The sequence below is a fragment of the Endozoicomonas sp. ALB032 genome (genome assembly GCF_049310125.1).
In the GTDB taxonomy this organism is placed as follows: Bacteria; Pseudomonadota; Gammaproteobacteria; order Pseudomonadales; family Endozoicomonadaceae; genus Endozoicomonas_A.
Genome location: NZ_JBLYNW010000001.1, coordinates 2,634,444 through 2,660,751, shown reverse-complemented (window position 1 = coordinate 2,660,751; position 26,308 = coordinate 2,634,444). Strand labels below are relative to the sequence as shown.

The 26,308-nt window shown below is 46.4% G+C and carries 27 protein-coding genes; 15 read left to right on the top strand and 12 right to left on the bottom strand.

Translation table 11 applies throughout. The features are described 5' to 3' along the window. Positions 1–110: 110 nt before the first annotated feature. The 4 genes from ACO6VG_RS09770 to ACO6VG_RS09755 all read right to left on the bottom strand — a co-directional run bounded on the left by ACO6VG_RS09770 (position 111) and on the right by ACO6VG_RS09755 (position 4,133). The gene (locus ACO6VG_RS09770) at positions 111–1,361 is read right to left on the bottom strand and encodes an ammonium transporter (protein ID WP_422136741.1); all 1,251 of its coding nucleotides are present in this window, start codon (positions 1,359–1,361) and stop codon (positions 111–113) included. A gap of 232 nt (positions 1,362–1,593) precedes the next feature. Further along, positions 1,594–1,932, bottom strand: a complete 339-nt coding sequence (glnK, locus tag ACO6VG_RS09765; RefSeq protein WP_422136740.1) for a P-II family nitrogen regulator — start codon at positions 1,930–1,932, stop codon at positions 1,594–1,596. A gap of 863 nt (positions 1,933–2,795) precedes the next feature. Further along, positions 2,796–3,059, bottom strand: coding sequence for a hypothetical protein (locus ACO6VG_RS09760; protein ID WP_422139801.1), 264 nt, complete (start codon positions 3,057–3,059; stop codon positions 2,796–2,798). Positions 3,060–3,107: 48 nt separating this feature from the next. After that, the gene (locus tag ACO6VG_RS09755; RefSeq protein WP_422473694.1) at positions 3,108–4,133 is read right to left on the bottom strand and encodes a serine hydrolase domain-containing protein; all 1,026 of its coding nucleotides are present in this window, start codon (positions 4,131–4,133) and stop codon (positions 3,108–3,110) included. Between the two features lie 138 nt (positions 4,134–4,271). Between ACO6VG_RS09755 and ACO6VG_RS09750 the strand changes: the two genes are divergently transcribed. The 6 genes from ACO6VG_RS09750 (at position 4,272) to ACO6VG_RS09725 (ending at position 8,976) form a co-directional block, all read left to right on the top strand. Further along, positions 4,272–4,535, top strand: coding sequence for an accessory factor UbiK family protein (locus ACO6VG_RS09750; protein ID WP_422413513.1), 264 nt, complete (start codon positions 4,272–4,274; stop codon positions 4,533–4,535). 290 nt (positions 4,536–4,825) lie between these two features. Further along, a complete protein-coding gene (locus tag ACO6VG_RS09745; RefSeq protein WP_422473692.1) occupies positions 4,826–5,227 on the top strand; it encodes a hypothetical protein in 402 nt (133 codons plus the stop codon). 87 nt (positions 5,228–5,314) lie between these two features. Then, entirely contained in the window at positions 5,315–6,034 is a 720-nt protein-coding gene (locus ACO6VG_RS09740; protein ID WP_422136734.1) for a hypothetical protein, read from the top strand. Positions 6,035–6,179: 145 nt separating this feature from the next. Beyond that, positions 6,180–7,046: a YifB family Mg chelatase-like AAA ATPase gene (locus tag ACO6VG_RS09735; protein ID WP_422473690.1), complete on the top strand. Its 867-nt coding sequence runs from the start codon at positions 6,180–6,182 to the stop codon at positions 7,044–7,046. 186 nt (positions 7,047–7,232) lie between these two features. Next, complete coding sequence (locus tag ACO6VG_RS09730) at positions 7,233–8,336, top strand: ComEC/Rec2 family competence protein (RefSeq protein WP_422473688.1); 1,104 nt, start codon at positions 7,233–7,235, stop codon at positions 8,334–8,336. A 13-nt stretch (positions 8,337–8,349) separates the two neighbouring features. After that, positions 8,350–8,976, top strand: a complete 627-nt coding sequence (locus ACO6VG_RS09725; protein WP_422473686.1) for a hypothetical protein — start codon at positions 8,350–8,352, stop codon at positions 8,974–8,976. A 95-nt stretch (positions 8,977–9,071) separates the two neighbouring features. Here ACO6VG_RS09725 and ACO6VG_RS09720 read toward each other — a convergent pair whose 3' ends face one another. After that, positions 9,072–9,707: a hypothetical protein gene (locus ACO6VG_RS09720; RefSeq protein WP_422473684.1), complete on the bottom strand. Its 636-nt coding sequence runs from the start codon at positions 9,705–9,707 to the stop codon at positions 9,072–9,074. Positions 9,708–10,019: 312 nt separating this feature from the next. Here ACO6VG_RS09720 and ACO6VG_RS09715 point away from each other — a divergent pair, with 312 nt between their 5' ends. Further along, the gene (locus tag ACO6VG_RS09715) at positions 10,020–11,117 is read left to right on the top strand and encodes a three-Cys-motif partner protein TcmP (RefSeq protein WP_422473682.1); all 1,098 of its coding nucleotides are present in this window, start codon (positions 10,020–10,022) and stop codon (positions 11,115–11,117) included. Between the two features lie 22 nt (positions 11,118–11,139). Here ACO6VG_RS09715 and ACO6VG_RS09710 read toward each other — a convergent pair whose 3' ends face one another. After that, on the bottom strand, positions 11,140–11,538 hold the full coding sequence (locus tag ACO6VG_RS09710; RefSeq protein WP_422473680.1) for an XRE family transcriptional regulator: 399 nt from the start codon (positions 11,536–11,538) through the stop codon (positions 11,140–11,142). A 52-nt stretch (positions 11,539–11,590) separates the two neighbouring features. Here ACO6VG_RS09710 and ACO6VG_RS09705 point away from each other — a divergent pair, with 52 nt between their 5' ends. The 6 genes from ACO6VG_RS09705 (at position 11,591) to ACO6VG_RS09680 (ending at position 17,716) form a co-directional block, all read left to right on the top strand. After that, a complete protein-coding gene (locus tag ACO6VG_RS09705; protein WP_422473678.1) occupies positions 11,591–12,340 on the top strand; it encodes a phage Gp37/Gp68 family protein in 750 nt (249 codons plus the stop codon). Between the two features lie 54 nt (positions 12,341–12,394). Next, entirely contained in the window at positions 12,395–13,681 is a 1,287-nt protein-coding gene (locus ACO6VG_RS09700) for a three-Cys-motif partner protein TcmP (RefSeq protein ID WP_422473677.1), read from the top strand. A gap of 305 nt (positions 13,682–13,986) precedes the next feature. After that, a complete protein-coding gene (locus ACO6VG_RS09695) occupies positions 13,987–15,789 on the top strand; it encodes a hypothetical protein (protein ID WP_422473675.1) in 1,803 nt (600 codons plus the stop codon). 23 nt (positions 15,790–15,812) lie between these two features. Beyond that, the gene (locus ACO6VG_RS09690) at positions 15,813–16,238 is read left to right on the top strand and encodes a hypothetical protein (RefSeq protein WP_422473673.1); all 426 of its coding nucleotides are present in this window, start codon (positions 15,813–15,815) and stop codon (positions 16,236–16,238) included. 2 nt (positions 16,239–16,240) lie between these two features. Further along, the gene (locus tag ACO6VG_RS09685) at positions 16,241–16,609 is read left to right on the top strand and encodes a GNAT family N-acetyltransferase (protein WP_422473671.1); all 369 of its coding nucleotides are present in this window, start codon (positions 16,241–16,243) and stop codon (positions 16,607–16,609) included. Between the two features lie 378 nt (positions 16,610–16,987). Then, positions 16,988–17,716 carry an HNH endonuclease family protein gene (locus ACO6VG_RS09680; RefSeq protein WP_422473669.1) on the top strand — a complete coding sequence of 243 codons (729 nt, stop codon included), beginning with the start codon at positions 16,988–16,990 and terminating at the stop codon, positions 17,714–17,716. Positions 17,717–17,821: 105 nt separating this feature from the next. On the opposite strand, the gene ACO6VG_RS09675 is transcribed toward ACO6VG_RS09680, so the two are convergent. Beyond that, positions 17,822–18,130, bottom strand: a complete 309-nt coding sequence (locus ACO6VG_RS09675; RefSeq protein WP_422473667.1) for a hypothetical protein — start codon at positions 18,128–18,130, stop codon at positions 17,822–17,824. After that, positions 18,127–18,639, bottom strand: coding sequence for a lecithin retinol acyltransferase family protein (locus tag ACO6VG_RS09670; protein WP_422473665.1), 513 nt, complete (start codon positions 18,637–18,639; stop codon positions 18,127–18,129). The genes ACO6VG_RS09675 and ACO6VG_RS09670 overlap by 4 nt, the downstream gene beginning before the upstream one ends. 169 nt (positions 18,640–18,808) lie before the next feature. Here ACO6VG_RS09670 and ACO6VG_RS09665 point away from each other — a divergent pair, with 169 nt between their 5' ends. Then, positions 18,809–19,537 (top strand): hypothetical protein, encoded by a 729-nt coding sequence (locus ACO6VG_RS09665; protein ID WP_422473663.1) that lies wholly within the window; start codon positions 18,809–18,811, stop codon positions 19,535–19,537. On the opposite strand, the gene ACO6VG_RS09660 is transcribed toward ACO6VG_RS09665, so the two are convergent. From ACO6VG_RS09660 to ACO6VG_RS09645, 4 genes are read right to left on the bottom strand one after another with little or no spacing between them, the layout of a single operon-like run. Next, positions 19,523–21,913, bottom strand: coding sequence for a TniQ family protein (locus ACO6VG_RS09660; protein WP_422476273.1), 2,391 nt, complete (start codon positions 21,911–21,913; stop codon positions 19,523–19,525). The genes ACO6VG_RS09665 and ACO6VG_RS09660 overlap by 15 nt on opposite strands. 19 nt (positions 21,914–21,932) lie before the next feature. Beyond that, positions 21,933–22,826 (bottom strand): TniB family NTP-binding protein, encoded by an 894-nt coding sequence (locus ACO6VG_RS09655; protein ID WP_422473661.1) that lies wholly within the window; start codon positions 22,824–22,826, stop codon positions 21,933–21,935. Beyond that, positions 22,819–24,771: a Mu transposase C-terminal domain-containing protein gene (locus tag ACO6VG_RS09650; RefSeq protein WP_422473659.1), complete on the bottom strand. Its 1,953-nt coding sequence runs from the start codon at positions 24,769–24,771 to the stop codon at positions 22,819–22,821. Before ACO6VG_RS09650 ends, ACO6VG_RS09655 begins: the two co-directional genes overlap by 8 nt. Continuing rightward, positions 24,758–25,426, bottom strand: a complete 669-nt coding sequence (locus ACO6VG_RS09645; RefSeq protein ID WP_422473657.1) for a TnsA endonuclease N-terminal domain-containing protein — start codon at positions 25,424–25,426, stop codon at positions 24,758–24,760. Before ACO6VG_RS09645 ends, ACO6VG_RS09650 begins: the two co-directional genes overlap by 14 nt. Positions 25,427–25,570: 144 nt before the next feature. On the opposite strand from ACO6VG_RS09645, the gene ACO6VG_RS09640 reads away from it, so the two are divergent. Beyond that, positions 25,571–26,245 (top strand): ATP-binding protein, encoded by a 675-nt coding sequence (locus tag ACO6VG_RS09640; protein ID WP_422473655.1) that lies wholly within the window; start codon positions 25,571–25,573, stop codon positions 26,243–26,245. The last annotated feature ends 63 nt before the right edge of the window (positions 26,246–26,308 follow it).

Below are 26,308 nucleotides of genomic sequence, written 5' to 3'. Positions count from 1 at the left end.
GGGTCTGTTTTGTCAAAGTCGTCGTTTTATGTCATTCCTAAACGTTTTATGTCACGTTATGGAAGTATCAACACACACGGCGACAGCTTTTTTTAATCACCTGCATCTTATCACTGTTTACCCATAAACTCGGGATAAGCTTCCATACCACATTCGGTCAGGTCAGCACCTTCATACTCTTCTTCTTCAGTAATACGCAGACCAAGTATCTGCTTGATAGCAGCCCAGACGATCAGGGAAGAGAGGAATACCCAGGCGAAGATTGAACCGATACCCAACAGCTGGGCGCCGAAAGTTGCACCGTCGTTGGTCAGCGGTACTGCCAGCAGACCCCAGATACCTACAACACCGTGTACTGAAATGGCACCCACTGGATCGTCGATGCGCAGTTTATCCAGTGCCAGGATGGCCAGAACGACCAGAGAACCACCAACGCCACCGATCAGAGTCGCAGATACTGCGGTTGGTGTCAGCGGCTCAGCGGTAATGGATACCAGACCGGCCAGAGCACCGTTCAGAGCCATAGTCAGGTCAGCCTTACCGAACAGGACACGGGCTATGATCAGAGCAGCAATGACACCACCAGCAGCACCAGCGTTAGTGTTGACAAAGATCTGGGCGACAGCGTTCGCACTTTCAACATCAGACAGTTTCAGCTGAGAACCACCATTGAAACCGAACCATCCCAGCCACAGAATAAAGGTACCCAGAGTAGCGAGTGGCAGGTTGGCACCGGGGATCGCATTAACAGCACCGTCTTTACCGTACTTGCCTTTGCGTGCACCCAGAAGCAGCACACCTGCCAGAGCGGCAGCAGCACCAGCCATGTGCACAACACCGGAACCTGCGAAGTCCTGGAAGTTAGCTTCGTTCAGGAATCCACCGCCCCATTTCCAGAAGCCCTGAACGGGATAGATGAAGCCAGTCATGAAGACCGCAAACAGCAGGAAAGACCAGAGTTTCATGCGCTCTGCAACCGCACCGGAAACGATCGACATTGCAGTCGCTACAAAGACCACCTGGAAGAAGAAGTCTGAACGTACAGAGTAGTATGGCGCATCATCACCACCCGCAGTTACCGCTGCAACCGTGTTTTCAGTACCAATCAGAGAGCCAAGGACCGGCAGGATACCGCCTTCATTGGTTCCAGGGTACATAATGGCGTAACCACAGAGCAGGTACATGGTAGAGGCAATCGCAAACAGGGCGATATTCTTTGTTAGAATTTCAACGGTGTTTTTAGAACGGACCAGACCGGCTTCGAGCATGGCAAAACCGGCTGCCATCCACATTACCAGCGCACCGGACATCAGAAAGTAGAAAGTATCGAGTGCGTACGACACTTGAGCCAGATTTTCCACAGGGCTCCTCCCAAAAAAGTTCAGCAGATAAGTAGTCTTTTGCTACGGCATTTGTGCCCTGAAAACAGTCTCCTCAACTCGGAAACTGTTTCCACATTAGCTATTTTTATTCTTGCGAATGTCGTCTGGTGCTTTTAGTGTATCTGCAACAAACGACGAAGTTTTTTAATTGTTGTGCATGCACCCTGAGAACCATCAATTTCCTGACTATGGTCTCTTGCTGCTCTGCACATCAAACAGCGTCTTCGCCAGTTTCGTTGGTTCTGATCCGAATCGCCTGCTCCAGATTGGTAACGAAGATCTTCCCGTCACCAATCTTTCCTGTGTTGGCAGCTGAAGAAATGGCTTCGATCACCTGGTCCAGCAGGTCATCTGCAATGCCGACCTCCAGCTTGACCTTGGGCAGAAAATCAACCACATATTCAGCTCCACGATAGAGCTCAGTATGTCCTTTCTGTCGACCGAACCCCTTAACTTCGGTGACAGTGATACCCTGAACACCAATCTCGGACAAAGCCTCTCGCACGTCGTCCAGTTTGAATGGCTTAATGATGGCTGATACCAACTTCATAAAAGCTCTCCTGAGTGAATCCTGTTGGCCAACAGGGAAAATCCGGACATTGTTATTGTGATCCGCGCTCCCAGCCCTGAATATTCAGCTGATCTAGATTCCAACTGAGTTTGGTGGCTTACATGCAGACAATGTGCCAAATTTTGAAAATAACCTGATAAACGGGTCTTTAGAGTAAAAAAGGCCCATTTCCGTTCACTTGTTAAATTTCATGCACCAACAAAGCCCATCTCTAACAATTCTCGCACTTAAATCGCGCACTCTTCTGATGCAATGGATCAGCCTCTGTCTCTCATACAAAGCCTGGCTAGCTACTTGGGGAACATCGCCGTAACCGCAAAGCGGAACCCCCAACCTTCAGCGCCCTGTTCTGGCGCATCAGCCCAGTAACGCACACCAGCTGCAAAGCTCACCGGTAGCTGGCCTATGCGAACTACTTTTGACAGCACAGCATTTACTGGAATATTCCATTGACTATTTTCCCAATCGTAAGTGCTTTCGGATTGTAGCGTATATGTCCAGCCTTTTTGGGTGCAGGAGAGAAGTACCCGATTGCGAACCGCTGTTACCTGCTACATCATTTTGTTCGATCAAAGGTAGAATGGTTCTGGACACGATATTCCAATTATCATTCATCTCGATGGGTATAACAGGCTGTATATTAACAGTTACTCTGTGCCCGTCTTGAGGACCAAAGCCCGTATCATAATTGGCTTGCACGGGCACACTGACTCAAATCAGCGACAGGGTTGGTTAATTTTTTTGCCAGCTCATTGTCGTCACAATAACCTGACAGGCAGAGAATCAGGCTTAAACACGATTACAGAAACTTAAACATAACGACAGTAGACTTTTAAATTACTCTAATCCAGGTACAGGCTGACTCTTCCGCTGAAAGCTTCCATCGGAATTTCCGTAAAGTCGGTAGCAAACCAGACTACTACATTATCTCTGGAAGGTGACACATATAAGCCCTGGCCATTCATACCACTCTTATAGAGGTCACCATCAGCGAATACAGCATCCCACTGATAACTATTAAATAGTGGTGCATCTCTGAACTCTTCTGCCAGCCTGGGCCCAAGTGCGCCTTTCAAATAGTTATCGCGTTCTCCTGATGTTTGCATACGTTTCAGCATTTTTTCTGAAACAATGCGTCTATCGCAAAGCTTCTTCTAACTCGGGGTAAACAACATGCCAAAACGTGCCATATCATCTAAACGAGAGCTGACCAGGCCATGAATAATGGCATTACCCTGCGGACTTAAACCAACTGTTGCATCGCCCGCCATGCTCGCTTTGGACCAAATCCGCTCAGCAATAACCTCTGCCAATCTTTTTTGTGTGATTTCCTCAATTACCAAACCCAACATCTGTGTATTAGCGGATGAATACTCAAAAGCCGTGCCCGGCTTTTTCAGATAAGGAATCGCGAATAAGGCATCGTCGTGGGTGTAAACTTTTCCGTCATCAGCGGGCAAACCAACCTCTGCTCTCACAAAGGCGTTGTGAGGGGTATCACCGCTACGTGTTGCGGGACTTTCCTCTAAATTGAGGCCCGACTGCATATTCAACACATCAAATAGTTTCACTTTCCCCCAAGCTGTACTTTTTGCTTTGGGTAGATAGTCTGCCACGGTTTTCTGTAGATCAATACGCCCTTCCTCTTCCAGCAAAGCGATGAGCGTGCCGACGATCACTTTTAAATTCGACATCCACACATGGCGGTCGTTCTCTCTAATGCCGGGGTATTGCTGGTAGACAATTTCGCCGTTTTTGACAACCAGAACGCCCTGAACCGGTGAATGCTTATCCAGGATCACTTGCTCGAATGTAGTGGATTCGCCGTCTTTTTTGAGTGCGATTTCAGCAATTGATTTCCTGGCATTTTCATTAAGCCTGACCACCCCTCCATCATGGTAAATCATGGCTTGCGGAAGAAACTCACCCAAGTGCAAATAAGAGTAAGCACCCGATTCGGTAATATTTAGAAACTTGCTCAAGCTCCACTCATTATGCAACCGTCGTGCATCGGTCAGGCTATAACCATGTTTGATTGCGTGCACCGAGAAATCTTCGGTTGGCGTGGCGTAGGCGTCGTCTCTGTTACCCGCAGCGCTGACACTGTTTGAGAGGATAAGGCTTGCGAACAGAGAGAACCAGCCGAGGGCAGATACAAGTTTGATTTGAGTCTTTGGCATAAGCCAAATCCATGAGTTCACCAAGTCAATGTTCATGAATTAACCAACAATTTAGCACATAAAAGCAGACACGGCGAAATAGCTGCTTGTGGTATCATCACTGCCGGTTTTAAATCACAGCAATTGCAGGAATAATCGATGATCGATAAAGCCTCCCTTATCGGTAGTATTGCCGGCAAAGCAGGACAGGTTCTGGGTGGGCAGAAAAGCCAGACCCGGGAAGATATTGAGCACAACATCAAGGCAATGGTGAGCAGTGCTCTGGCCAAATTTGAACTGGTCAGCCGTGACGAGTTTGATGCCCAGGTCGCGGTTCTGAAGCATACCCGTGAAAGACTGGAAGCCCTCGAAAAGAAAGTGGCCGAATTGGAAAAAGCTGGATCGTCCGACGGTTGCTGCTGATGTCATTGGCCGTTCTTGCCCTGAGAACGGCTGCCCCACGCACTGCCAGATTTTACTCTTCACTGACACTTTTCATTGTATAAAAAAATAATTCAAATCAATAAGTTAACTTGAAATCAAAATTATCCCCCTCGGTAGTTATCCCTATAGAGATACTACTTTCTTCGCTATAGCATTGCTCTACAAATTAAGATGACTGCCTCAACTCCATTTGGTAGCAATGGCCATATCCCTACAAAGACAGGATGGCCTCAAGGACAAATAGTGAAAATTTCAGGAGAACAATCACTATGAAACGCGCACTTTCAATGTTTACTCTGCTGATGACCATGGTGATGTCTGGCTTTGCACAGACTGCATCTGCGGCTGGCTGGGAGCTTCTGGGCGAAAAGAAAGTCAGTCGTCGTGCAGAAGCAGACACCATCCGTGTTGGTCTGAGAGACGGTGCTTTCAAGCGTCTGCAGTTCAAGGTCAAAGGTGCAGACGTGGATTTCGACAAAGTGATTGTTCACTACGAGAACGGTCAGAGCCGTGAAGTAGCCATCCGCAGCAAAGTCAGAAAAGGCGGTAGCTCCCGCGTCATTGACCTGCCCGGCAAAGCAAGGGCCATTGAAAAAGTAAGATTCTATTACGACACCGAAGGAACCGGACGCGTTCAGGCCAGTGTTCTGCTGATGGGTAAGTCTGCCTGATAACAGACAACCGAGAAGTGGCAGCTGAACGACTAAGCTTCCGGGTCTGGAGCCATTGAGCTTCAGACCTCTCTGGAGAGAACCCATATGATAAAACGACTGTTTACGTTTTTAGTTTTACTCACCACTTTTTCACCGGTCTCAACAATGGTCCATGCAAGCCCGGGCAATAATGATCGGGATGAAATCCGTGAAGAGCGCCGTGACGACCGTCAGGATAATCGTGAAGAGCGTCGAGACGACCGTCAGGACAATCGCGAAGAACGTCATGACGACCGTCAGGATAATCGTGAAGAGCGTCGAGACGACCGCCAGGATAACAGAGAAGACAGAAGAGATGATCGTCAAGACCACCGTCATAATGGCTGGGATGGCCCAAAGGTCATTAAGAACAACCTGGTCGTTGTAGCCCCTAGAAAAAGGGTGATCAGAAACAATATTGTCGTGGTAAGAAACTATGGTAACTCATACTACGGCTATGGCCATTACCACGATGACAACGATGCCTACAAATGGCTGGCGTTTACGGCCATCACGCTGAAAATTCTCGACAACATCAATGAAGCGGCGCAGCGTGCTCACGAAGAAGCACAGATCAAAGCCACTACAGCGCCTGTCGGTGAAAAAATCATCTGGGATGAAGGCGATGCCTCCGGCTATGTTGTTACTACCAAAGAAGGCAAAAGTGCCTCCAGCGGTCTGGTTTGCCGTGAATTTCAACAGTCCATTACAGTAGGTGGTCAAACTGAGGATGCCTGGGGTCAGGCTTGCCTGCAGGAAGACGGTTCCTGGAAAATCATTAACTGACCTCTGCACCGGCCAGCCTGCTGGCCGGGCAATTCTGCCAGCAAATCTCTGAATCACTGCTATTCTCAACCCTTCAGCTTTGCAAAGGCATTCCATTCCGGTGTGCCAAAACAACAAAAACAAGCACAAAAAGAAGGGAGTGTTTATGTCGCGGCTAGCTGTTGTTCAAACCCGCGCCAAAACCGGGCTGGATGCGCCTGCGGTATCGGTTGAAGTGCATTTGTCGGCAGGTCTGCCAGCCCTGAATATGGTCGGTCTTCCGGAAGCTGCTGTTCGTGAAAGCAAAGACAGGGTAAGAAGTGCCATCCTCAACAGTGGCTTTGAGTTTCCGGTTTCCCGTATTACCGTTAATCTGGCACCCGCTGATCTTCCCAAAGAAGGCGGTCGCTTTGACCTGCCTATCGCTCTGGGTATTCTGGCGGCATCGGGCCAGCTCAAACCTGAGTCTCTGGCAGGTTACGAGTTTCTTGGTGAACTGGCCCTGTCAGGCGCGCTGAGACCGATCACCGGCTCACTGCCAGCATCCATAGCCTGCAGCCAATCGGCTCACACACTGCTGCTTCCCCAAATGAATGCACAGGCGGCAGCCCTTTGCCCTGATGCCAGAGTGTTGGGAGCAGAAAACCTGCTGGGAGTCTGCGCTCATCTCACCGGTAATCAACATCTTACAGAAGCCACCTGCAACAGGAATGAATCCCCTGTCGATTATCCCGACCTGCTGGATGTCAAGGGGCAACAACAGGCTAAACGAGGCCTGATGACGGCAGCCGCTGGTGCTCACCATCTGATTTTCTACGGTCCCCCAGGAACCGGCAAAACCATGCTGGCCAGTCGCCTGCCCGGAATTCTTCCCGAGATGAATGACCATGAAGCTCTGGAAGTGGCCGCCATACATACTTTGTCTTCCTACAGCCAGCCCCCTTCATGGAAACAGCGACCCTTTCGCAACCCCCATCATACCGCTTCAGCCGTCGCCCTGGTGGGTGGAGGCAGTGTCATTTACACCCATTAATGATAACTAATACTCAATACTGATAGCACTATTCTCCTTCCTATAACTTAAAACGCTAATCATGTGCTGGTTTTGAATCCAGAATTAGAAGAAATATTGGTGCTTTTAACAGTTTAAATCGTTCTAGCTTGCCCCTACATTTATAGAGTTTCGAGGAAAAAATAGTCAGAATTTTCGGGTGAAAATATGGGGCACGAAGTAGATATATTGGGTGTTGGAGAAAAGTCGAACAGCGGGGATGCCATAGCTCTTCGGTTTGGTAATCTTCATGGAGACCGATCAGAGCAGGTGGTCGTCATTATTGATGGTGGCTATAAAGACGACGGCCAAAAACTGGTTGAGCACATAACTGAACACTTTGATACCAATAAGGTTGATGTGGTAATCAGTACTCATCCAGACCAGGATCACATCAATGGACTTCAAACAGTCATAGAAGAATTGGAGGTCTCCGAACTATGGATTCACAAAGCTTGGGATCATAATGAGGGGCTAGCAGCAGAATTCAAAGACGGTCGAATTACTGATAATAGTATCAGTGAAAGGCTTAAGGAGAGCTTGAACCAAGCCCATGAACTTGTGAAAAAAGCAGAAGAAAAAGGCATTATAATAAGAGAACCGTTTACTGGCTTAACCCGCTATGGCATAAGGATTTTAGGCCCTTCGTTAGAATTCTACGAAAAGCTATTGCCTCAGTTTGACGGTATGCCTGAAGCAAAAAAAATCGACGAGACCGCAAAAAAATCTTTGGCTGCAGCCCTGCTTGACTCTGCAAAGGCAATGGTACATATGGTCTTTCCGAAGTGGGGAACAGATGAAATTGATGACGAAGATGGCACTTCGGCTAAAAACAATTCCAGCGTTATTACTCAAATAGTGGATGATGGTCATCGATTAATTTTCACTGGTGATGCAGGTATAACAGCTCTTAACTATGCAGCGAATGAACTAGAAGGTGATCAAGACGATGCTACCTTAACATTCTTCCAAATACCGCACCATGGCAGTAGACGAAATATAGGGCCAGAGGTCTTAAACAGACTTATCGGTAAACCCTTAGAATCCGAGGGCGGAAGCCGTCATTTTTCTGCAATTGCATCCACTGCAAAAGAAGGTGAGCCTAAACACCCGCACAAGAGTGTACTCAATGCATTTATCCACCGTGGTGCAACGGTTCACGCCACACGTGGTTTAGGAATCAGGCATAATAGAAACGCGCCAGAGCGAAGAGGATGGGGCGCTCTGAATGGTGAACCTTTCTCCACTGAACCGTATGAAGAAGAGGCGTAAGAGAGGCTTAGAGATGACAAATAGGCTAAAGAGAAAGAACACATATACAATTTTCTCTCTAATTGCTGCCGCAGTGCTTTTCAGTGCTGGCAGCCACCTTGGATTTAACCAAATTCCAGAATGGATTGAGATTATTTCAGCCGTAGCAGCCGTAGTCTTTTTACCAGCTGTTGCACAACTTCTGGCAAACCTATTGCCCAATCAAATTAAATGTAAATTGATTTTTCTTCGTTGGAAGAATGAAATGCCTGGTAGTCGAGCCCATAAGTTGTGTGAGACGGACCCAAGAATTAATGTCGAGAACGCTAGTAGAGTATGGCCAAAACTATTTTGCGCTAATACTACAGAAAAAGATCGTAACCGTATCTGGTATCAGGATATCTATAGACTTGTCCAAGATACGCCTCAAGTTTATCAGTCTCATGGTTCGTTTTTGCTTTACAGAGACGCTTTCGCAGGTTTGTTTATCTTATTTTGTACTTCTGTACTTTTTTATCTATTCAAGATTGAACTCGGAGGAACTGGCGAGCTTGCAATAGAAGCTGTTTTGGCGCTAGCTTTTTCTACTGCTCTGGCTATGATTGTCGCCAGAAATATGGGTAACCGTTTTGTAGTCAACGCTATAGCTGTAGCGCTTTAACAGCTAAGCAAATGCGAATGAACACGCAGCCCATGTCAACTCTATTGTGGGCTGCTACATACGGTTTTCTAAAAATATTCTCTAGGAACTTTGGGCTATGTTTCGGGAAACCAGTATGAATGCCCCTCTGGTATTCGCCCTTCCGTACGGCCATACTTTTCCCTGATCATACTCATCGCTTTAGGAGGTATTGTTGATGGACCATAATCCATCATTGCCGCAAATTCCTCGAAAGTAGGATGCTTTTCCCAGTAGCCACCATCAATTGCAGCTTCCAATGACCTGTCGAAGTGCGCCTTGATTAGCTTCAGAGCAAATTTGGCCTGTTTTTTCGGATAGCCCTTTTGCAGATACATTCCGTCATACGCTACTTGTTTGGAGTCTTCACGTTCTTCCCGAACTTCTGGCTTATAACCAAGTGCCTTTACAGCCTTTTCATACTTAAGGTGGCGATCTTCATGTTGCTTGAGGTCTTCTTCGAGATCAGAGCAGTAAGTGAAATCGCAATACCTACAATTGACCAAGTTTGGCCCTCTCCCTTCTTGCAGGGACTTCATGTACTTTTTGTGCAAAACCGTAGCATGGTGATAATGCCGCAGACCTGCAAGATGCTGTGCAGACAAGTCAAGCCGTTGAGAATACTTCAGGTCAGGATGGTCTTTTCTTAGATTTTTGGCAAACTTTTTCAGTTCTGCTAGCCAGAGATAGCCGTAGTGTTTTCTTTCACTCATTAATCAACCCAATCGTTATATGAATAATTCTGTAGTCCACTTAAAGAAAGAGTCAGGATCAGGTCGTTCTATGAGCAGTAGTGCATGACGCTTCGCCTGTGTGGACGGCAAGCTTCTACTAGAGCATGGGGAGTTAGGATAAAGGGCTTACCACCAGAATACAAGCGACAGTCAACCTAAAGTTTACCGCTATTATTGATAGCAGATATCATACGAGGCAATATTTGAGGTTGGAGTTCTCAGTATGTTGCTTTTGTCTGGAAACTTTATTCTGTCTATAAACGTTGTCGATACCACAACACAGGACCATTTATGGCTGCTCCGTCGTCTACTTGCTGGCCTCTCGACCCGCACACCATCGGTAAACATCAGGTTTTGAAATCATACATGCACGCCTGGTTGCCAATTCTCAGCTCTGGGTTCCCAAAGCTGATGTTCATTGATGGCTTTGCCGGACCCGGAGAATACGAATGCGGATCACCTGGTTCGCCGATCATTGCCCTGGATGCTCTGATTCAACATAGCTATAAACAGCACATCAGCAGTCAGGTGGACTTTTACTTTCTGGAAAAAGATGAACGCCGCATCAGCCACCTTTCTAACTTGGTAAAAGCTCGCTATCCAAGCCTGCCACCCAACGTCAACGTTTACTTTATTAATGGCGTTTTTGATACATCCGTTACCGAATTACTGGATCAGGTCGAGATACAAAGCTCCAGACAACTCCCATGCTTTGCAATGATTGACCCTTTTGGTGTCACTGACAACTCAATGGACACGATGGCTCGTCTGCTTTCTAATCCAAGAGCTGAGCTATATATTTCCTTCATGTACTCGTACATCAACCGCTTTAAAAACACTTCCAGCTTTGAAAACAGCCTCGACTCTTTGTTCGGCTGCCCTGACTGGCGTGAAGGCCGGAACATTACTGACCAAGAAAATAGGAAAGACTTTTTCTACAACTTATACAAGCAGCAGCTGAAACGGTCTGGGGCTTCAGAAGTCGTTTATTTTGATTTGTATCGTGGGAATGAGCTGGTTTATACCATTTTCTTTGCCACTAAAAGCCGCTTAGGTTGTGACAAAATGAAGCAGGCCATCTGGCGAGCCGCACCTGATGGCAATATGATTTTTCGAGGAAGTGAGCATCAAGACTTGCTGGGTGGTGCTCTCCAGCCTAACTTTAAACCTCTCCAAGTCGCACTGACCAGGCAGTTTAAAGGGCAGGGGTGGATAAGAATTGAAAGCATACAAGATTTTGTTGCCTCGGATCGTACTGATTATCACACAGGGCATACGAAAAGCCAGGCGCTGAAGCTTATGGAAAAAAATGGTGATATTGAAGTTGACACTTCAACACGCAAACGCCGAAACACGTACCCAAACGGAACGAGGCTTCGATTCCTTTAACCCACTGCCTGTGATTTGAACGCTATCTGGGCGGCCTGCTATTAACAGAGTGCGCCCATTCTCCGAACTGAACAATTAGTTTGGCTAGCACTTTTTCTTGCTGTGGTGTTCCATCCCAAACTTGCTGCAATGCTTTCATAAGTGCCTTGCTCGTTGCTGGATTGACCTCTCCCTCATCCATTTGACAGTAATTCATCAGCTTTCGAATCTCAGGTGAAATTCTCGACCAATTACCATTAAGAGCGCGGCTGACCGTTGGCTGACTGACATCAAGCTGCTTGGCCAGCTTCGTCTGATTGGTTCCGTCAGACTCGATTCTTTTTTTCAAAAGAATCGATAATTTTTTTTGCATATTATATTCAATATTCTTTTTAAAACGAATAATGAATAGTATAATAGAGATAATATCTTCGATTGACAATCACTCACCATAAATTCAGAGTGCACGGAGCATCGCCATTAAGGAGGACTTAATGAGTACCAGTAAGATTGAATGGACAGAACAAACCTGGAATCCGATTACTGGTTGTACAAAAGTATCACCCGGTTGTAAGTTTTGTTATGCAGAGGCCATGGCTAAACGCTTAGAGGCCATGAATACCCCAGGCTACGAAAATGGCTTCAAACTAAGCCTTATGCCTGACAGGTTGACCCAGCCCCTCAAAAGGAAGAAGCCTACCAAGTATTTTGTGAACTCCATGAGCGACCTGTTCCATGAAGAGGTACCGTTTTCATTTATTGATGAGATTTTCTCTGTTATCGAAAAAACACCGCACCATGTCTATCAGCTTCTGACCAAAAGAGCAGATCGTATGAGTCAGTACTTTCAGGATAAAAAAGCACCGACTAACGCTTGGCTAGGCGTTTCAGTGGAAGATCAAAAGTATGGCATCCCTAGAATCGACCAGCTCAGGCGAGTTGATAGCAGCATCCGTTTTTTATCCGTAGAACCTCTTCTGGAAGACCTTGGAAAAATCGATTTATCGGACATTCACTGGGTGATTGTGGGAGGAGAGTCAGGCCCCAATGCTCGGGAAATGAAGCCTGAATGGGTAGAGAGCATTCAAGAGCAGTGCAAGACTGCAAATGTTTCATTCTTCTTTAAACAATGGGGCGGATGGGGTGCTGATGGCAAGAAACGCTCCAAGAAGGCGAATGGCCGATTGTTTTCTGGAAAGACCTGGGATGAAATGCCAGTGCATATCATAGAAGGCAGCTTGTAGACGACATTTAAAAACCATATCCTTTAAAGGGCATTTCACCTTAGATAAAATTGTATGCCCAAAAAGAACGGTTATGATTGGTGCAACGTGTCCCCGCCAATCCTTGAAGAACACAGCCGGGTTAAACACAATGTCATTGGAGAGTATCTGCGCCGTTATATCTCCAAGTTAACCTCTGATCCTCGGAGGGATCACCTGAAACTGTTTATTGTTGATGGCTTTGCCGGAGGTGGGGTGTATCGCTCTGAAGATGGTCAGTTATTGGATGGCTCTCCCCTTGTCATGCTCAAGACCACCCGTGAGATGGAAAAGCAGGTTCAGGAAAGTCGCACAAAGGACTTTCGCATTCAGGATCAGTATTACTTCATCGAGAAATCACCCGCAGCTAACCGTTCTCTTGCCCATGTTCTCGATCAACATGGTCTCCAGCAAGACAAAGATCACTTCTGGCAGATCAATGGCAGTTTCAGTACCAAGCTGCCTGACGTCATCAGAGACATAAAGCGGCAAGCCCCCAGATCTAAAAACCATCGCTGTATATTTTTATTGGATCAGTACGGTTATAAAGATGTCCCTATGCAGGATTTGTACAAAATCCGAACTGAAATCCCAGGAGCAGAAGTTATCCTGACGTTCTCCACCGACAGTGTGATTAATTATTATTCCAGCAAACCCGCCTTTGTGCAGGCAATGAAAAACATCGGCCTTCAGGCTATTTTTGAAACTGAATTTCAAAGCCAGCTGCGAGAAGGGAATTACAGCCGGACTGTGATGGAACAGATTCTACACCACCTGATTTGCCGAAAAAGTGGTTTTAAACATTTCACCTCATTCTTCATCCGGTCTCCAAAAAGCAACCGATCCTATTGGCTGATGCACCTCTCAAATCATTTCATCGCCAGAGATGAAATGTGTAACACTCACTGGCAATACGACAATTACTTTGTTCACTATGGTGGCCCAGGACTCAATGCCACAGCTAACCTCATACCCTCACTAATGCTTGGATATGACCCTAAGAAAGGGCACGGTGACTTCCAACTCCCGATTGAGTTTGCATTTGATGACCACGCCAGTCTTCGAACACACCAGTCACTGCTGGCAGACCTTCCGAAACGCCTATCAACCGATCAGCCGTTGTCTTTAGAGCTTCTGTTTTCAGAGACGTGCAATAACTCTCCTGCTAATCTTCAACAGTACAAAGATGCCCTATACACCTTGCTGGCCGGTAAGGAGCTGGAACTGATTGGTGAAACAGGAAAAGTCCGAAACCCTAGATCAGGTAAAGGTATCGATCTGCGTGACAAGATTGTTTTACCAAAGCAGATTGGTTTATTTTGATTCGCTTCAGGTGAGTTAATTATTATTGACTGGAATTGGTTCAGCTGATTTCATGCGAGTGATCAACAAGCCCAAACGAAAGCGTTAGGGCTTTTTTTGTGTTAGCCCTTCTTACTGAGTCAAACTCTCATCAGTCCCATCACTTTCGATGAATTCCTCACTAACGATACAGACCCTTCTTCTCAGAGAGAACGAGTCCGCCAAAGATCTGATAATATTTGATTGTACGCTCTCATTATACGGTGTAAATTATTTCTGTACTCTCAAACCAACAGTAAAAACACCAGAGCGCTGTAGAGGAATACATGCCGGAATCAGAGAGATGGAGAGCGAAGTGGTTTCAGGGGGTCTCTCTGGGCAATCCAGAGCAGAATATTTACCACGCTAACTATTACGGTGAATCGCTAGGCACTGCCAACGCAACAAAAACGACCTTCAGCGTCCAAACCAGCTATCTCCCTTGTATCAAGATTGGTGACATTATAGAAAATGGCCTTGTCGTCGGAAGCCAACGTCTATCTAAACTAACATCCATTCGTATTCACGGAGCCTCCAAATTCTGGGAAACCAGACAGCTTTGTCAATTTGCATCAAAGGGCAGTCTGCTTAATATTCCACGAGGAGTTTTTGATTTTGGACGATCTGGATTCTATGAATATTGCATGGTGGGCCAGGTCTCAACAAAACAGGGTAATCGTATAGCCGTATTTCCCTGCAGTGAGGTGTTCCGATCGTTTTACTGTGCTTCAGAATATATAACCAGGGAATTTCTCACCCTCAGCATTGCCCCAAGAGATACTCGCTTTTTCAACCTTGAATCTCGAATGCTGGACAAAACGACACTGTATATAAATCCCAATACCTGCATCTCATCGGCTGATTTGAAACGAATACTGCCAGCGATTTTCTATGAGCCAGGCCAGCCAAAACCTCCTGCAGTACAGGGCATTGATCTACTTATCAATACTCTCATTACTCAAAATAACAATAACGTGTTGAAAGGAACACGCTATCCACTGCGCATCCAAACCCGCTTTCCCTTTGATGAACCGGCAAACATGCTCGTTCGTTCTCAGGATATTCCATGGGTGAACGGTCAACGAGCCTTGTTGATCACAAACATTGTTGCCAGTGAATTCCCCTTGCTATTTCCTTTGGAGCACATTAAATATTTCCCTAAGAATCAACCAGGTTCAGAAGTCCAAGGGAATACGCCCACTGGCTATCCTCCAAAGCGAACACCCAAGAAAACAGGGAAGGAAAGTGCCGATCATAACTCAAGGCCCGATTCGACTATCGCTAGTGATAAACACGCTAATACAAACCAGTTAATTTTGCTGGATGAGAACCGTTACAGTTTATCACCCATAGTCAAAACTAACAGCACCTATACCAGTGCTAGCAAAAGAGTCGGTGAAATTGACGTTACCGATGTAGCATTTGAGAAACCAACATCAACACTGGACAGTGAGGGTATTCTTCCGAAAACACTGATAGAACCACCTGAAGTCGAAAAGCGGAAAGTATTGAAAAATACACCTGCTGGTCTGCACAAACTGAGGAAGCTAACCAGCCTTCTTGCCTCTCAAGGCGTCGGTGCCAAAACAATATGCCATAGTTACCCTTCACAAAGTGGATATTCAACCCTGCCACCGGAAGAAGCCATGTTTGAACCACCTTGGTCAAAAGTATGGTATGACACTCATGATTTCAGGCAGCGAGATTATGTCCGCCGTCGGTGTTATTTTCTGGAGGTGCAATGCCAGACTACTGGCCATACACTCTATCTTGCAGAGGTTGAGACTCGCATGCATAAAGCAGCGATGCGAAACCCTAGCGACCACGCATCACCTGAAAGTAGCTCAGAGATTTACAGTATTCTTCTGGCGTATACGTCACATCTGGAACCGCTGACAGAAAGGCAGCAAATTGATTTTTTGGATCTCATCACCGCCTTTCAAGGCAGGCCAACTTCTGCAAGTGCCAAACCATACGGATTTAAGATTGACCGGATCAAACTACGCATGCGTAAAGATGGCGACAACCTTCAGGGCCTGTTAGAAAAAATTGACGACAGTCTCACCCTTTACCCAGAAACAACTCCTTAGAGTCGGTTGGAAGAGCACAAAAAATGACAGAAAGATATTTTATCCCCGCGCAAGGTGCAGATCTACAAGCCCTCAAAACAGTGTTAGCAACAGCTATCAAGCTGGCCGAAGAGAATAAATCTGCAATCGTACTGGTTGTGCCTGCACTAAAATATATTCAAGGAAGCATTCTCAACAGGGTCGTCAATGAAACCTCACTGAAGGGCATGGTAAAAGGCAAAACTGTTCGTTTCCATGGTGTAACTATGCGGATGGTATCCCGTCAGACGTTTTCTCCTCATCGAAACGATAAGGTATTACTGGCTCTTTGGGGCGGAGAAAATTTACTTCATAAAGTGGATGAAGCCAAGAGTGCTGTAGCCGTTGTTGCTATCAGCTGGATTAAAAGTGACATTGAGAGATGGGCCTTAAAACACAATGCAAAAGAGCTGACTACGTTAGTGATATAAATATGGAAGCTACCATTAAACAAATCGGTGAATTATTGCCATCGGGCTGTACTTTAGTTGCATGCAACAATGAAGGTGAAAGGCTCGGGCATGCACACTTAACCGTAGAACAAAACATAGCAACTTTAGCTGATATTTATGTCAGAGCAGAGGTAGTCGAGAAGCTTTGGATACCCTTGCTTAAACGCAAAGTCTGCTGTCGAAATCAGGGTATTGGTAGCAAATTGCTCGGACAAGTAAAAGAGCTTTGCCAAGCATCAGGAATTAAAATTGTCAGCGGCCAGATGGTAGGCGATGTAGGCAGACTAAAGAAATGGTACACCAAGCATGGCTTTGAGGTAATCGGAGAAACCATTAAGTATAACTGCTGAAAATGAACAACTTTTCGTGCTATTTCAATCATGAGAACTCAAGGAGGGCCTAATGAAACCACGTTTGCTGAGTAGTGATGATTTGAAAGAGCTTTACTGAGTTACAGGACCCGAAGCCATTTATTACCGCCTCTGGATGGTCAAATTCTATCCGAAAATCGGTAGTTGGGAAGTAGAAAATACCCATGAATTAAAAGGTTACAATGGCATCAAAAGCAATCTGACAGCCAGAATTCGACAATATGCCAATAAAGGTATTTGGCCTGAAGGTATAAGGTTAGGAGTGGGTATCTTCGAAAATCATCAGCTGGTCAGAGTTCTGGAAGCACGGAACTTAGGCTATTACAATTCTGTTGCTCAGAGGCAGAGGGTTGTTTAATGAAGTTCATAGGTACGACTCTGCTCCTTTATACTGCACTTCTGTCAGAAATAGCCGTCGCATCGGTGGTCAAGCTGAGTCGAGGTGGCATTTGTCATGGTGAGGCTAGCCCTCATTACGATAGAACAAAGAACTTCCAACCCTTTCTATCTATGGATGAATGCCTGGCAGCCGGAGGTCAGCTTCCGAAAGGCCAATCACACTTCAATCAAAAGCAGAAAACATCAAACTATCAACCGTCACGAGAATATCGCCGCGAATATTTCGATCACTGGAGTGATGACGACAGAGACTGTATCAATACACGCCACGAACTTTTGTTGGAGCAGTCTACATCCACGATTGATACAGGAAAGAACAAATGCACAGTAGAAAGAGGCCGCTGGAATGATCCATATACTGGAAAAATATTTTATAACGCCAGAGATCTGGATGTTGACCACGTGATCCCACTCTACTGGGCTTGGCAGCACGGGGCCGATCAGTGGTCAACGGAGAGACGTAAACAATTTGCGAATGATGAAGTGAATCTTCTTGCGGTACAAGGCAGTGTAAATCGGGAAAAGGGGGCTAAAGGTCCATTGGAATGGCTACCTCCTGACAACCGGTATCACTGTCAGTACCTATCTCGCTGGAAGAGAATTATTTTGAAATATGGACTGAAACTCTCTGCTGCGGAGCAGCAGCGCATACAGTGGTTACATAGTGAAAAATGCCAAAAACAATAATGGGCTTTGGCCTGCATGAACACCTAAGGAGCCAGCATCTAAAGTGATTCCGTTTCACTTCAGAAACGGAATCTCATGACAGGAACAGCAATAGAGTTAGGGTCGTTATTTTATTCCCCACCTTTGTTTTTCTGCTTTGTCCATGCTTGTTAAGTACTGGGTACAAATAGAAGTCAGTTCCGCTGGAGAAGACCCCAGTGCCGCAAAGTTGGTCAACACATACCTCTTGACAGTTTTTGGCCAGAGGCCCTCTTTAGCTGCACTGTTAATCGTAAGCTTGGCTGTCTGGTAGTTTCCATAGCTGTTACCCGTGGCTTTTTTCAGGGCTTGCTCGAAAGCCCCAAAAGTCCAATCGTCAGTTCTTGATTCAAACTGATCCAGTACACATCTTTTCGTTTGAGATAATTTGCTCATACATTCTCCGTATTTTTAGATTCAGTTTCTGATGACTTTTGAGCAGCCCGAGTGAGGGCCAAAGCCACTCCGCCAACAAGAAGCGCCCCACCTAAGAAATGAATAAATTTAGGGTTTTCAGCCACCAAACCTACAGCCAAAGCGCCTGTTGCGGCTCCGATGGCAGTGTTGGTGACTTGCGTTGACGTTACTTCCAAGCCTGATGCCCACTTGATAAAGTGTTCGCAATTGGCACTGTCAACAGAGTATTTCCACCTGCCAATTTGTGACCTGGCTGCTTGCAACATCTCAGCGGCATCTTTTTTTCTCTGAGCATTGGCAATGTAGGTTTTCTTTCCCTTCGTCACTACGTCCCAAGGTTCTTCCTGAACGGTGCTATTTCTCTTTGTTGCTGAGAGCAGCATTGGTTTTCCCTTGTCACAAAGGTTGTCTGTAACAAGCGACCAATGTTGATAAATACCAAAATCAGTTACAACAACATCCCCAGGGGTGACTACAAGACTTTTCACTTATAACTCCATTTATTCTTTATTCTGCCTACCCAGTTTATATGAGTGCTTTCTCTATCAATTCAACCCCAGGATGGTCTTAAGGGAAGCAATTTTCTTCTTTCGGATACGGAAATAGCGATTTCAAGATCGTACAATGGTGACAACCATTTAAAGGAGACTCCTTACTATGGGATTGAAAAAAGATAACCCTACCGTTTTCTGTAAAGGCTTCATTGAATGGGAGTTGAAGACCTATCAGGAAGAGAAGATATGGATGTCCTACTGGCCTGTGATGAAGCGCATGTTAGATCGAGCAGACGAACTTGTACAGGTATTTCATGAGCTAATCGAAGCCTTTGGTTATTCAGATACGCTGGAAGGATACCCTCCCCAAAATCAGTATCTTTGGCTAACCCTTGAACATATCTGGACCAGTCAGGACTACTGCCGCAAAGATGTAAAACAAGCCAGAAATGACTTCAAAGAGCTGAACAGGCTTCAGGAGGAAATGATTGAACTGTCAGAACAACTGGCAGGAGCTCTCAGACGTGAGACTGAACTTTATGAGAGAACAGGCTTCAACAAGGCTGATTATCAGTCAATAACTGACATGGTTGAGCTGGCGAGCGAGAACAATTATCTGTATAACTCCTATCTTTCAAAACCCCTGAAATCATTAGCCATACAGTATGATTGGAAATATTGGCCGAGTAGGGCGGCTATTGTTGAAGTTATTTCTACTTTTGAGCGTGCTCAGCCTGCCCCAGCCCATTTGGATATTTCAGATCAGGTTATACAGGGCAGAACATCAGATATTAAGGATTTTGTGTTAGCGTTTGACCAAAAATTTGATGATTCGGTGGGACTCCCAAAAGATTTCCGTTTCAGCAAAAATGGATTTCTATTCGGTGGTTGAGAACCGAAAGTCACTTAACCAGTGCAGAAAGACCTGAAGAGAGTTTTTATAGCCCTGTTTTTGACTGAGAAACGCTTCAGATGATACTTGGTACTGCCCCTGCATATTATCCATAAACATCACCGCTGCCCTGAGATACGCCAGTCGGGTACGAGCTTTCCAGCGATGCCGCTGAGATTCCAAGTATTCAGCCCACTCCACTATAAGCCCATAGTGACCATGACTGGCTAATAGCCGCTGAATGGAATCCTCAGAGCACTGCTGATTGATTTTCTCTTCTGAAATAGCCCAGCCATGAAACTTTTCCAGCACTTGTCTGATAACAAGGTGTCTTCGGAGTGTCAGAGTATCAAAAGTGTTCACAGCCCCAAGGAAAGAGCCCACTTGAATTGCTTTGTGATCCAGCTCGACAAAAAAGCTCTGGTGTTTTCGCAATAACATCCAGGTTGCCAATGCTGTTCTGACTGTCAGGCTGTATTGACAGAAATTCTTAACCAGCTGCTTCACCTCAGAGTTTTTTACTTTTTGTTCAATGGATTGCTGCTGTATTCTGACTTTTTCAAGGTGATAGCAATGAATGCATTGACTGTCGCTATGAAAAGGCGCTTCCTGCTCACATACCGGACAGACAAAGGAGGCTGAGTTGTCAGTACAACGTTGGCAAAGTGGTTTACCTTCCGGTGTCCTGGATACCACTGAACGATATTTTCGGCAGCGTGAACATGTTTTATGGTGCCGACGATAACAACGATCACAGACCTTTAAATAGCTGCCACCTCGTCTATCCAGAGTAAGCCTAGAGCAACTCCTCAAGCACATTTGACAGGTACACCTCGAAAGATCTTTGGGTGTTGTCGGTTCAGAACCTGAAGGTAGACGTTCCTGTAATGAAAAATCACTATGAGCTACTTCATTCGGTCGCAGCTCCTTGCAACCCGCTCCACCCTCGGGGCACACAACTCTAAAATACTGACGAATCCTTTTGCTGGCATGCAGAGATACACTATGCCCCTTATTTGATACAAACAGGTTGTCTGACCCCCGAACAGCGGATAATTGCCTCCGCGCTTCTTTCAGGTAATCAATGATGGATCGATACCAGAATGCATCATCCGTTGTTAGTATCCGCCTCTGGTGCGCCAGATAAAGCGCGCCAGCTCCTTGATTTTTGCTACTTGGGGCGACTACAGAAGTGAGAGTCAGTTGGCTAATGACTAGCGCTGACACATCGAATGCCATGCAGGTATGAAGAAACGCCTTGTCACGCAATAACAGAGCCTTAGCCTGTGACAAAGATTCGTTATGGCTTGAAGCTTTATCAAGCTGCTCATCCAAGTATCTGAGAAGGGCTTTTTTTTGTTGGGCTGTAAATGCCGGTAGCCTCTTGGGGGAGATAGCAGTCGTTTGCACTCCGGTTTTTAGAGGAACTTCATTCACTGGTCTCTGTCCCTGATAATTGATACCCAACCTGATCCAGAGAGGAATGTTCTTCCTTACATTCATCACTCTTGAAGGTTGTAACTTTGCCCGTTGGAGCAAATCTTTCAACAGGCCAGGCCACTGCTCCAAGAGTACTGACAGACCTTCTATAATCCAGGCTCTCTGCGAAAGACCGGCTCTTTGGATTGAGGTCGAGCATTGACTTGGTACTGTCATCTTTACCAGTGGCTCTAACATTTCTCGAATACGTGCCTGCCCCGTGATGAGTTGTGCCAAAAATCGTAATCCCAAAGCAAAATCGGTTGGATTGCCCGGGTATAACCACTTTGCTATCTTTGACTTCAACGATCCATTCAGTACTTCAACTAGCCCTTTGGCAGGTTCGCTGTGAATCCAAACTGTTTGTTTGGCATTACGGAGGTCATAGCCACATTGGGAACAGTGACACAAACCCTGTATTGCCGGATCAGTAAGATGATACTGCACAGGGTAGCGACAGGCAGGACAGCAATCCCAGAGCTGGATCTGATGCTCTGGACATCCGGTATTCCAGGCCAGTCGCCATTGCTGCCGCCAATATCCATCTGCTTCCAGACACAAAGGGCAATACTGCAACCCAAAACGTTTTCTTTCTCGGTGATAGATGCCTACAGGCATGACCCAAAGCGGCAAACCATCGGACGGGTTAACCGGCAACACATCATTGAAGTTTTTTAGTGACAGTTCAATCAGAGTATCGACAGGCAATGCAACCCGCCTTGATAAAGTTTGCAGGTACGATTCAGGACAATTGCAATCCAAATCTCGATACCAAAGTCTGGGGTTCTCAAATAAGCAAGCGTAAAAGGCGGGAGCCGCCTGACCGTAGCGATGTGCCAGCCGGGTCATCCAACTGGTCAATAATTCATTGGGCTTGGGGCAAGGCCGGAGTAACAATTCCGGCCTGTCATGAGTATTAAATGGTGCTGGCGTGCTTTTGCCGTTCAGACGGAGGTACCCAACCAATGCTCTCTACATCCTTTGGTGTGATATGAGATCGACCTGCTTTGACCGCCCTGACGGTGGCTTCACTCAGGATCATGGACAGCTCACCGATAAGCCCCTCACTGGCCGTATAAAGCGTGGTCGCAAACTCCTTGCTGGTAAGGTTAGACGGTTTTACCAGGGGTAGCACTCGCTCAAAAGAGGCCAACAACCTTAAGAAGGGTCGATCCAGTTGCCAGGTAGGGAGAGACACAACTGAAAATCGGTTGGATAATTGAGGCTCTACACTGATCGCCCTGACAGCTTCTTTCAAACCCGCAGCAACAATCGGGATTCGCAGCTCATTGGCAAGGTATTTGATTGTGTTCAGAAACTGATGTTGCTTCTTGGTCGTACCCGCCAGCATATGGTGCAACTCATCAAGGATCAGCATTCTTACATTCGCGTGTTTAAGGGTTCGCAGAACGATACCCAGCAACTTCGTGGCTGAGTCATTGACGTTACGGGGAGCCCAGACGGTATCAAGGATAGCATTGTAAAGCATTCGCTCATCCGGCACTGGAGGACATTGCACCAACAGAGCAGGAAGAGTAAAACCTTCAAAGGCCTCAGGATCTTTATAGTATGGCGGGTGTTCTTCACAGAAGCGGGTAAGCAATATACTCTTACCATTATTGGTTTCACCCACAATCAGTAGGTTAGGCATACGATGGCATTGAGGCCAATCCAGTAGTTCATTTAACTTCGCCAGGACTTGGGTAGCAGAGTCATAACCGATCCAACCAGGGCTTCTGACAAACTTGATCTGCTTCTCAATCGGTTGTTCGAGCACCTCTCGAACACTGGGCTGCAAATGATCACTCATGCATCAAGTCCTCAGCCTTTTGCCATTCACTTTCGTTGTACGACTTGTCGATGTCATCGAAAGGCTTGATGTCTTCAGAGAACAGGTCATCCTCTGCCTGATCAAAGCTTATTTCTCTTCCATTGCTTTTTTCCGGCTTGGGCCGAATCGCTGCCGCTGCCTTCTGGCCGTATTTTTTTCTGGCTGCCTGACGTCGAACAGCCATGGTGTCTTTTTTGGCCTTCTGACTGATGGCCTGCATTTTCTCATAAGCTGTGAAGATTTTATCTTCATCAATATCTTTCAGCCCTTCTTCCTTGAGCTTGCGTTTAACTTTGCGAAGCTCCGACAGGGTAATCACCGGATGTGAGATGTTACGGTAGGGAATAGAAAAATACTGCTGCATCTCATCATCCCAGAAGTACAGTTTGCTGATGTCCCTCGGGTCTCGGCGCAAAAGGAACTTTCGTTTGCGATTCGGGGCATCGGGACAGGGTTCGTGAATCCAACGACGAAGCAGGTCGTGGTAGTAGTAAATCTCATCCCAGACGATACCGTAGCGTTGAACTGTCCGTTCGCTGTAGGGGAGAAAGTCTAGATGCAACCGGTGGCCGTCTTCCACCTTCAGAGGCAAACCACTGCCTGGAGTATTTTCATCACCAAAAATACCCAGCTCAAGCTTCTTTGAAGGAGTCATCATCACAGCTGAGTGCGGTGTTTCATGGTAAACATTCACAATCAGCGTTCCCAGCCACTCTTCGAATTCTTTCAAGGAAAGACTGGCTTTTTTTTCTGACTGGTAATCGCCTCTTTTATCCACCGATGAGAAAGTGCTACCAGGCAGTTCATGAATCTGCTGATTAAATGTTCCCAGAAGGCGCTCAATGTGACCACCAAAATTAGGGCGAGCTACCGGACGCCAGGTCAAATCAATGTTGTACTGCTCGCAAGCGCGTTGAACCATGGAACAGCGAAAATCTCTGGCATTGTCGGCGTGTACCATAGCAGGCTTACCCCAGATCGGCCAGATACCTTCAATGTTCCGTGTTTGCAACCACTGATCCTTTGGGAGGATGGCATGGGCCAGACACATACCCACACTGGTTGCAGAAGGCTCATCAAAAGAAACATAAACGCCAGCCACCATTCGGGTGAAGACATCAATAGCGACAGTTAGCCAGGGTTTGCCAATCGGTTTGCGAGACACTTCGTCAACCAGGATGACATCAGCGGGTGTATGATCAATCTGGTAAACCGCTAACGGTGTTTCAGCACCGGGAAAGTTTTTTACTGATGGTTCAAACTTATTTCGTGTTTCACTTTTGCTGAACCGACGTTTCGTCACTGTATAGATAGGCAAGCGCTTTATTCGCTTACGCACCGTATTGTGATGTGGGGGTTCCAAACCTGCCCGTTTACAACGCCTGTCCACTGCACGGCAAATACTGGAGACACTGCGCTTTTGGCTATCAAGATACAGTTCATTAATGGTAGCAGTAATGATGCTGCTGATATCATCGGGTAAGTTGTCTGAACCGGCCTGATTTCCTCTTTTCTGTGGAATCAGGGCAGACAGGGTACCTTGTTCCCGCCATGCTTTTAACCACCGCCAGATTGTCGCTTCACCAAGTTTATGTTGCTGTGCAATCATCTTTACTCGGGTTCTGGTATCGGAAGGTTGCTCTGCTTCAGGTGGGTTTAACAAGGGTGCGATGATTTCAAAACGCTGTCTTGCAATATTCCAGTCTTCATCCCCAATAGAAGCCAGGTCAGGCTTCTGAGTCTTTAGAATTTTTTCTGTTTCAACGACAGGAGTTAACTCTGCAAGCGCATGATTGGTTGCTTCGCCTGTATCGACATTACGAACGATTGCTCTGACCATATCTATGGGAACAATCAACTCAAACTCCTGACCGTCACTCTCACGGCGGACACGCATGTTGGGCTTGAACTCAAAACTCTTCATGCTGTCTCTCCGCTTCTCGTTCTCCAGGCCATAATTCGGATTTGAGGTTTAAAGGTGAGGTCAGGTCGGCACTGATACCTCCCTCAGACAGAAGCGCCCAGACAACAGTCTGGTATTCAGCCTGCCGCCAGCGGTCTGCGCTCAGATAATTCAATAAGCCGGAAACCGTCGTATGCCTCATGGATTCAATGGCTGCTTTAGTATGTTCCACCATAGCAGGCATACAGTCTTCAATACTGTATCGCCGCAGAAAACGGCAGTTATCGAGCCAGACCGTCTGAATTTCTTTCTCTGTTAGTATCTTAAACTCCCAACCTCTGTCCTTAGCATATTTTCTGGCTGCTTTTATTTTGGGCTTAATTTCGCTCCAGTTGGCAAAGAGATCCTCCCGATATTTGACCTCAGCCAAGACGGTCACACCGGACCGGTACTTGAACAAAACATCAGGCGTATACGTGTGTGCCTTGCCTTCAAGGGCATAAGGAACTACGACTGGCTGTTCTTCGATTTCAACAACATCAGGCATCATATCGAGACAAATCAGAAGATCTCTTTCCAAAGAGGACTCAAAGCCTGCGGAAACACCATCGGAGGTTCTGAGAGAGACACGGCCAGTGACATTTCTATAATTCTTGGGGATCGTTCTGACGGGCATATCACGTCCTACAATTGTTCTTTCTTATGGGTATAAAAAGCAATTTAGTATCAGTTATAGGTATAGATGCTCTCAATTTCCGATGTAGGAAAAACTGCTCAAGCCCCGAACTTATGGTCTTTACGCTATCAGTAATAAGTGTAAATGTCAGGCAGCCAGCCCCGACCAGGAGAGATTTCCTTTGCGCATAATGGTGTCCTGTTCCTGGATGAACTGCCGGAGTTTCAAAAGGTAGCCCTGGAAGTACTGAGAGAGCCCCTGGAAACCCGGGAAGTGGTTATTTCCCGAGCCAAAGGTCAGGCCAGCTTCCCTGCCGGCTTTCAGTTGATTGCCGCCATGAACCCCTGCCCCTGCGGATATCTTGGAGACCCACAGAAAGCCTGCCAGTGTTCTGCCGAGCAGGTCAGACGTTATAAACGAAAACTGTCAGGTCCTTTACTGGATCGCATTGATTTACAGATAGAGGTTTCCAGTCAGAAAACGGAGCGACTTTTTGAAAACCCGCCCGAAGATGAAAACCTGTCAACTGAAAAAATACGTCAACAGGTGATTCAGGCAAGGTCTATCCAGCAGCACAGGCAGGGGAAACCCAACGCCCGATTGTCTGCCAGCGAGATGGATGAATACTGTTCACTGAATAAGCAAGAACAGGATTTTATGACCCGGCTGTGTGACAAACTGGGTTACTCAGCCAGAGCCGTACACCGAATACTGAGAGTGGCCCGAACTCTGGCGGATATTGATGAGGACAAAGACATTCAACAGAAGCATCTTGCTGAAGCGGTGCATTACAGAAAGCTGGATCGTGAACCAGGTTAACCGATAACCTCTCTTTGTTATGAAGCTGTTTTTTCAATCTCTGGCTATCAGCTCAGCGGCTCA

Excerpts from the sequence above, each read along its gene's own strand:
- glnK (WP_422136740.1), bottom strand. The coding sequence starts at position 1,932 with ATGAAGTTGGTATCAGCCATCATTAAGCCATTCAAACTGGACGACGTG.
- ACO6VG_RS09760 (WP_422139801.1), bottom strand. The coding sequence starts at position 3,059 with ATGCAAACATCAGGAGAACGCGATAACTATTTGAAAGGCGCACTTGGG.
- ACO6VG_RS09755 (WP_422473694.1), bottom strand. The coding sequence starts at position 4,133 with ATGCCAAAGACTCAAATCAAACTTGTATCTGCCCTCGGCTGGTTCTCT.
- ACO6VG_RS09750 (WP_422413513.1), top strand. The coding sequence starts at position 4,272 with ATGATCGATAAAGCCTCCCTTATCGGTAGTATTGCCGGCAAAGCAGGA.
- ACO6VG_RS09745 (WP_422473692.1), top strand. The coding sequence starts at position 4,826 with ATGAAACGCGCACTTTCAATGTTTACTCTGCTGATGACCATGGTGATG.
- ACO6VG_RS09740 (WP_422136734.1), top strand. The coding sequence starts at position 5,315 with ATGATAAAACGACTGTTTACGTTTTTAGTTTTACTCACCACTTTTTCA.
- ACO6VG_RS09735 (WP_422473690.1), top strand. The coding sequence starts at position 6,180 with ATGTCGCGGCTAGCTGTTGTTCAAACCCGCGCCAAAACCGGGCTGGAT.
- ACO6VG_RS09730 (WP_422473688.1), top strand. The coding sequence starts at position 7,233 with ATGGGGCACGAAGTAGATATATTGGGTGTTGGAGAAAAGTCGAACAGC.
- ACO6VG_RS09725 (WP_422473686.1), top strand. The coding sequence starts at position 8,350 with ATGACAAATAGGCTAAAGAGAAAGAACACATATACAATTTTCTCTCTA.
- ACO6VG_RS09720 (WP_422473684.1), bottom strand. The coding sequence starts at position 9,707 with ATGAGTGAAAGAAAACACTACGGCTATCTCTGGCTAGCAGAACTGAAA.
- ACO6VG_RS09715 (WP_422473682.1), top strand. The coding sequence starts at position 10,020 with ATGGCTGCTCCGTCGTCTACTTGCTGGCCTCTCGACCCGCACACCATC.
- ACO6VG_RS09705 (WP_422473678.1), top strand. The coding sequence starts at position 11,591 with ATGAGTACCAGTAAGATTGAATGGACAGAACAAACCTGGAATCCGATT.
- ACO6VG_RS09700 (WP_422473677.1), top strand. The coding sequence starts at position 12,395 with ATGCCCAAAAAGAACGGTTATGATTGGTGCAACGTGTCCCCGCCAATC.
- ACO6VG_RS09695 (WP_422473675.1), top strand. The coding sequence starts at position 13,987 with ATGCCGGAATCAGAGAGATGGAGAGCGAAGTGGTTTCAGGGGGTCTCT.
- ACO6VG_RS09690 (WP_422473673.1), top strand. The coding sequence starts at position 15,813 with ATGACAGAAAGATATTTTATCCCCGCGCAAGGTGCAGATCTACAAGCC.
- ACO6VG_RS09685 (WP_422473671.1), top strand. The coding sequence starts at position 16,241 with ATGGAAGCTACCATTAAACAAATCGGTGAATTATTGCCATCGGGCTGT.
- ACO6VG_RS09680 (WP_422473669.1), top strand. The coding sequence starts at position 16,988 with ATGAAGTTCATAGGTACGACTCTGCTCCTTTATACTGCACTTCTGTCA.
- ACO6VG_RS09675 (WP_422473667.1), bottom strand. The coding sequence starts at position 18,130 with ATGAGCAAATTATCTCAAACGAAAAGATGTGTACTGGATCAGTTTGAA.
- ACO6VG_RS09665 (WP_422473663.1), top strand. The coding sequence starts at position 18,809 with ATGGGATTGAAAAAAGATAACCCTACCGTTTTCTGTAAAGGCTTCATT.
- ACO6VG_RS09655 (WP_422473661.1), bottom strand. The coding sequence starts at position 22,826 with ATGAGTGATCATTTGCAGCCCAGTGTTCGAGAGGTGCTCGAACAACCG.
- ACO6VG_RS09650 (WP_422473659.1), bottom strand. The coding sequence starts at position 24,771 with ATGAAGAGTTTTGAGTTCAAGCCCAACATGCGTGTCCGCCGTGAGAGT.
- ACO6VG_RS09645 (WP_422473657.1), bottom strand. The coding sequence starts at position 25,426 with ATGCCCGTCAGAACGATCCCCAAGAATTATAGAAATGTCACTGGCCGT.
- ACO6VG_RS09640 (WP_422473655.1), top strand. The coding sequence starts at position 25,571 with ATGTCAGGCAGCCAGCCCCGACCAGGAGAGATTTCCTTTGCGCATAAT.